The organism is Bradyrhizobium sp., assembly GCF_016462955.1.
Classification (GTDB): Bacteria; Pseudomonadota; Alphaproteobacteria; order Rhizobiales; family Xanthobacteraceae; genus Bradyrhizobium.
The window spans coordinates 2,831-8,585 of sequence record NZ_JAEMSD010000299.1; the positions used below are offsets into that span (position 1 = coordinate 2,831).

Sequence of the window (5,755 nt, forward strand, 5' to 3'; positions counted from 1 at the left end):
TTGTCGGGGTCGTTGCGGCTGCTCGGTTTCCTCTCGGAGAGTGCGGCGCAGTGGGAAGGACGCAAGCAGCAGGCGAGCGGGGTCGATGCCGGTGCAGTCGAGCGCCTGCTCGCGCAGCGGACAGAGGCGCGTGCGCGCAAGGACTTCAAGGAGTCCGACAGGATCCGCGATCTGCTCGCGGCGATGGGCGTTGCGATCAAGGACTCCAAGGAAGGCACGACATGGGAGATCGCGCGATGAAGCGGCCCGACACGCCCTTTCCTCGGCACTGGCTCTATTACATCGCGCTGAAGATTGCGCTGCTCGCAGGCGCCGTGGCGCTGGTGCTGAAGCTTTATGGAATGTGGTGAAGACGATGGCACAAGCACACCCAAAGCCGGGCCTCCGGCCGTTCCTTCCGGCAGATGTGCCAGTGCTCGCGGCGATCTTCTCGGCCAGCATCGAGGAGCTGACCGGCGACGATTATAGCGCGGCGCAGCAGGAAGCCTGGATGGCGGCGGCCGAGGACGAGGAGTTCGGCAAGCGGCTTGCGTCCGACCTGACGCTGATCGCGACGCTGGAAGGCTCGCCGGTCGGTTTTGCTTCGCTGCGCGGCAACGATCACATTCGTATGCTCTATGTGCATCCGGCTGTCAGCCGGCAGGGCATCGCAACCATGCTGGTGGACGCGCTGGAGAAGCTCGCAGGCGGCCGCGGCGCCACGAGCCTGTCGGTCGATGCCAGCGACACCGCCGAGGGCTTCTTCGCCAAGCGCGGTTACACCGCCCAGCAGCGCAACAGCGTCACCATCAACGACGAGTGGCTCGCCAACACCACCATGAAGAAGACGCTCGGAGCGGGGCCATGACCAAGCAGCGTCTTTATCTGTTCGACACCACGCTGCGCGACGGGGCGCAGACCAACGGCGTCGACTTCACGCTCGAGGACAAGCAGGTCATCGCAGCGATGCTGGATGATCTCGGCATCGACTATGTCGAGGGCGGCTATCCCGGGGCGAATCCGACCGATACCGAGTTCTTCGGCAGCAAGCCGAAGCTCAAGCATGCGCGCTTCACCGCGTTCGGCATGACCCGGCGGGCCGGGCGCTCGGTCTCTAACGACCCTGGTGTCGCCGGGCTGCTGGAGGCCAAGGCCGATGCGATCTGCTTCGTGGCGAAGGCGTCGGCCTATCAGGTCCGCGTCGCGCTGGAGACCACGAAGGACGAGAACCTCGCCTCGATCCGCGACAGCGTCGCGGCGGCGAAGGCGGCCGGCCGCGAGGTGATGCTCGATTGCGAGCATTTCTTCGACGGCTACAAGGAAGACGCTGGGTTTGCGCTGGCCTGCGCCAAGGCAGCCTTTGAGGCCGGCGCGCGCTGGGTGGTGCTGTGCGACACCAATGGCGGCACCATGCCCGACGAGATCGAGGCCATCGTGCGAGACGTGACCAGGCACATCCCCGGCGATCACGTCGGCATCCACGCCCATAACGACACCGAGCAGGCCGTGGCCAATTCGCTCGCCGCCGTGCGCGCCGGCGCGCGGCAGATCCAGGGGACGCTGAACGGCCTCGGCGAGCGCTGCGGCAACGCCAATCTCTGCTCGCTGATCCCGACGCTGAAGCTGAAGACGGGTTTTGCCGACGCCTTCGAGATCGGCGTCACCAGCGAGAAGCTGGCGACGCTGGTCAAGGTGTCGCGCACGCTCGACGACATGCTGAACCGCATACCGAACCGCCATGCTCCCTATGTCGGCGAGAGCGCCTTCGTCACCAAGACCGGCATCCATGCCTCCGCCGTGCTGAAGGATCCGCAGACCTACGAGCACGTTTTGCCGGAGCTGGTCGGCAATCACCGCAAGGTGCTGGTGTCCGACCAGGCCGGGCGCTCCAACGTCATCGCCGAGCTCGACCGTGCCGGCATCCCCTACGAGAAGAGCGATCCGAAGCTGACGCGCCTCGTCGAGGAATTGAAGGAGCGCGAGGCACAGGGCTACGCTTATGAGTCCGCCAACGCATCGTTTGAGCTCTTGGCGCGCCGCACCCTCGGCAAGGTGCCGCATTATTTCGAGGTCGAGCAGTTCGACGTCAATGTCGAGCAGCGCTACAACGCGCTGGGGGAGCGCGTCACCGTCGCGCTTGCGGTGGTGAAGGTCGACGTCGCCGGCGAGCACCTGATTTCGGCCGCGGAGGGCAACGGCCCCGTCAACGCGCTCGACGTCGCCTTGCGCAAGGACCTCGGCAAGTACCAGAAATACATCGAGGGGTTGAAGCTGATCGACTACCGCGTGCGTATCCTCAACGGCGGCACCGGCGCGGTCACGCGCGTTCTGATCGAGAGCGAGGACGAGAACGGCGACCGCTGGACCACTGTCGGCGTGTCCCCGAACATCATCGACGCCTCGTTCCAGGCGCTGATGGATTCGGTGATCTACAAGTTGGTGAAGTCGGGGGCACCGGCGTAAAGGACGTAGCCCGGATGAGCGAAGCGATATCCGGGACTGTGTACGCCGCGGAGGAAGCTTTCCCCGGATTTCGCTTCGCTCATCCGGGCTACGAGATCGAGGAGGGGCAAGCATGATCGACCACGTCTCCGTCGGTGTCAGCGATCTCGAACGTGCCGCAAAGTTCTACGAGGCGGCACTTGCCGCGTTGGGCCTAGCGCGCCTCGTCACGCGACCGCGCATGGTCGGGTTCGGCAAGGCCTATCCGGAGCTCTGGATCAATCTGCGCGAGGGAATGCCGCGTGTGCCGGCGGATAGCGGCGTGCACATCTGCCTGCGGGCGAATACCACGGACCAGGTCGATGCGTTTCATGCAGCTGCGCTGTCTGCTGGCGGCGCCTGCGACGGCGCGCCGGGCATACGCCCGCACGACCGCGTTCGCTATTACGCCGCCTTCGTCACCGATTCCGACGGCAATCGCATCGAGGCGGTGACGTTCCCTCAGGAATAGAAGGCGGCCTAAGCGCGATGCAATCAGGTTTGATTGCCACAAGGTAAGCGCACTCCCTCTCCCGCTTGCGGGAGAGGGCTGGGGAGAGGGTTTTTCCGCAATGGGACAGCCCCCAAGAGGAGAGAGCCCTCACCCGCGCCTTCGGCGCGACCTCTCCCGCAAGCGGGAGAGGTTGCACCGAGCCTGCAGCAATCGATCAACTTAAGCCATTCCGCTTCAGAGCCGCCGCGCCACGTCGGGCGCGAGATCGCGCTGGTCGTCGGGGATCTGTGCAGCCGCAGCGCGCAGCCGCGGGACGATCTCCTCGACCTTGTCCGCCTTCAGGATATCGACGGTCAGACCGGCACGGATGAACTGGGTTTGGCGCATGTGCGCCACCAGGGAGAACAACGGCTCCCAGAAGCCGTCAATGTTGGCCAGCAGCACGGGCTTGGCGTGACGGCCGAGTTGCTGCCAGGTCAGCTGCTCGACCAGCTCCTCGAGCGTGCCGAGCCCGCCCGGCAAGGCGACGAAGGCATCCGAGCGCTCGAACATCAGCCGCTTGCGTTCGTGCATGTCGGGCGTGACGACCATCTCCTGCACGCGTGTCAGCGCGTTCTCGCGCATCCGCAGGAAGTCGGGGATGATGCCGGTGACCATGCCGCCGTGATCCAGCACGGAGGTCGCGACCGCCCCCATCAGGCCGAGTGAGCCGCCACCGTAAACGAGGCGGATCTTGTTGTCCGCCAGCGCCTTGCCGAGCGCCTTTGCCGCTTCGATGAAGTTGGGATTGGTTCCAGGGCCGGAGCCGCAATAGACACAGACGGTTTTGATCGTGCTCATTGGTGCCATGATGCATTGCAGCGAAGAGGCGTCAAGCCCTTCGAGTGATTCGGACTGGCCGGAAATCTACCGGTAAATGACGATAAACAATCGAAGATTCGCCATTTGGCGGGGTGCGCGGACATTCGGAAGGCTCTATATGACGGGCGAAAAGCATTAATCGCAGTTGCGCCCGCATCCGGCGGGCTTTCAGGCTTCTTGATGGACCAACCTCAATCGTTCGACGGCGCCGACGTTCCCGATCCGCCTCCTGCCGGAGGATCATTGGAACGGGCCACGCTGATGGGCACGCTGGCACATCTGTGGCCCTATATCTGGCCGGGCGACCGCTTCGATCTGAAGATGCGGGTGGTGTGGTCGCTGGTCCTGCTGCTCGCCGCCAAGCTGATCACGCTCACGGTGCCGTTCAGCTTCAAATGGGCGACGGACGCGCTGACCGGCGCCAACACCGCGCCGGTCGCGGCCGACAATTGGCACCTCTGGGTGATCGCCTCGCCCCTGCTGCTGACCGCGAGCTATGGCGTGATGCGCATCCTGATGGCGGTGCTGACGCAATGGCGCGACGGCATCTTCGCCCGCGTCGCCATGCACGCGGTGCGCAAGCTTGCGACCCTCACCTTCGCCCACATGCACGAATTGTCGCTGCGCTTTCACCTCGAGCGCAAGACCGGCGGCCTGACGCGCGTGCTCGAGCGCGGGCGCGAGGGCATCGAGGTCATCGTGCGCATGGTGATCCTGCAGCTGATCCCGACCATCGTCGAGGTCACGCTGCTGCTGGCGGTGCTGCTCTGGCAGTTCGACTGGCGCTACGTGGTCGTGACCCTGATCACGGTCACGCTCTACATGTACTACACCTACATCGCGACCGAGTGGCGGATCGGCATCCGCCGCAAGATGAACGATTCCGACACCGAGGCGAACACCAAGGCGATCGACTCGCTGCTCAACTACGAGACCGTCAAGTATTTCAGCGCCGAGGCGCGCGAGGCGCAGCGCTACGACAGATCGGTCGAGCGCTACGAGGAGGCGAGCGTCCGCACCTATACTTCGCTCGCGGTGCTCAACACCGGCCAGGCCGTGATCTTCACGCTGGGCCTCACCGCGACCATGCTGATGTGCGCGATCGGCGTGCGCAACGGCACCAACACGGTCGGCGATTTCGTGCTGGTCAACGCCATGATGATCCAGCTCTACCAGCCCCTGAACTTCATGGGCATGGTCTACCGCGAGATCAAGCAGGCGATCATCGACATCGAGAAGATGTTCAGCGTGCTGGGCCGCGACGCCGAAATCAAGGATTCTCCCGGCGCGAAACCGCTGGTGATCTCCGCCGGGACCGTACGCTTCGAGGACGTGCGCTTTGCCTACGAGCCGGCGCGGCCGATCCTGAAAGGGATCAGCTTCGAGGTGCCGGCCGGCAAGACGGTCGCGATCGTCGGTCCGTCCGGCGCCGGCAAGTCGACCATCTCCCGGCTGCTGTTCCGCCTGTACGACATCTCCGGCGGCAAGATCCTGATCGACGGCCAGGACATCCGTGACGTCACGCAGGCCAGCTTGCGGGCATCGATCGGCATGGTGCCGCAGGATACCGTGCTGTTCAACGACACCATCCGCTACAACATCCGCTACGGCCGCTGGGATGCGACCGACGCCGAGGTCGAGGAGGCGGCGCGCCTTGCGCAGATCGACCATTTTATCCGCATGGCGCCGAAGGGCTATGAGACCCAGGTCGGCGAGCGCGGCCTGAAGCTGTCCGGCGGCGAGAAGCAGCGCGTCGCGATCGCGCGCACGGTGCTCAAGGCACCGCCGATCCTGGTGCTCGACGAGGCGACCTCGGCGCTCGACACCCACACCGAGCACGAGATCCAGGGTGCGCTCGACCGTGTGGCCAAGAACCGCACCTCGCTGGTGATCGCGCACCGGCTTTCGACCATCGTCGGCGCCGACGAGATCATCGTGCTGGATCAGGGCCGCATCGCCGAGCGCGGCACCCATGCCAGC

5 protein-coding genes and 1 pseudogene are annotated in these 5,755 nt (G+C 64.9%); 5 read left to right on the top strand and 1 reads right to left on the bottom strand.

The window, feature by feature from the left end:
• The 4 genes and pseudogenes from JHD07_RS25510 to JHD07_RS25525 form a co-directional block, all read left to right on the top strand.
• A pseudogene (locus JHD07_RS25510) lies at nt 1-240 on the top strand (cysteine--tRNA ligase); the annotation flags it as partial.
• Between the two features lie 115 nt (nt 241-355).
• Nucleotides 356-847, top strand: coding sequence for a GNAT family N-acetyltransferase (locus JHD07_RS25515; protein ID WP_291627083.1), 492 nt, complete (start codon nt 356-358; stop codon nt 845-847).
• Nucleotides 844-2,442: a citramalate synthase gene (gene cimA / locus JHD07_RS25520; RefSeq protein WP_291627085.1), complete on the top strand. Its 1,599-nt coding sequence runs from the start codon at nt 844-846 to the stop codon at nt 2,440-2,442. Before JHD07_RS25515 ends, cimA begins: the two co-directional genes overlap by 4 nt.
• A 112-nt stretch (nt 2,443-2,554) precedes the next feature.
• Nucleotides 2,555-2,932: a VOC family protein gene (locus tag JHD07_RS25525; RefSeq protein ID WP_291627086.1), complete on the top strand. Its 378-nt coding sequence runs from the start codon at nt 2,555-2,557 to the stop codon at nt 2,930-2,932.
• Nucleotides 2,933-3,148: 216 nt separating this feature from the next.
• Here the strand turns inward: JHD07_RS25525 and JHD07_RS25530 are convergent, their stop codons facing one another.
• A complete protein-coding gene (locus JHD07_RS25530; RefSeq protein WP_291627088.1) occupies nt 3,149-3,754 on the bottom strand; it encodes a TIGR00730 family Rossman fold protein in 606 nt (201 codons plus the stop codon).
• A 201-nt stretch (nt 3,755-3,955) separates the two neighbouring features.
• Between JHD07_RS25530 and JHD07_RS25535 the strand changes: the two genes are divergently transcribed.
• The coding region (locus tag JHD07_RS25535) for an ABC transporter ATP-binding protein/permease (RefSeq protein WP_291627090.1) at nt 3,956-5,755 on the top strand (1,800 nt) is incomplete at its 3' end.